Genomic DNA, 255 nt, shown 5'->3' on the forward strand with positions numbered 1-255 from the left:
AGGCGCTGCAGGCGGTCGTGGCACGCAAGATCGACGCGTATCTGCGCCAGGCCCGCGGGGAGGCAGCCGCCCGTGCCGGGCTGCGCCTGAAGGACGGCGACGAAGCCTGCGGCACGCGCTGTGCGGCCCTGTCACTGTATCAGGTGCTCAAGGCATACAGTCTGGTGGCCCGCCAGTGGAAGCCGCGCTACATCAGTGGCGAACGCGCGTCGGTGAAGGCGCGACAGGAGAGCCTGAAGCAGTGGGTGCGCCAGA

1 protein-coding gene is annotated in these 255 nt (G+C 69.4%); it reads left to right on the forward strand.

All coding sequences use genetic code 11. The annotated features are described in order from the left end of the window. Window positions 1–255, forward strand: a 255-nt coding sequence (locus tag AB3X89_RS40650; RefSeq protein WP_368588111.1) for a hypothetical protein, incomplete at both ends; no start/stop codon positions are given.

Source organism: Paraburkholderia sp. BR14320, from assembly GCF_040948665.1.
Lineage (GTDB): Bacteria > Pseudomonadota > Gammaproteobacteria > Burkholderiales > Burkholderiaceae > Paraburkholderia > Paraburkholderia youngii.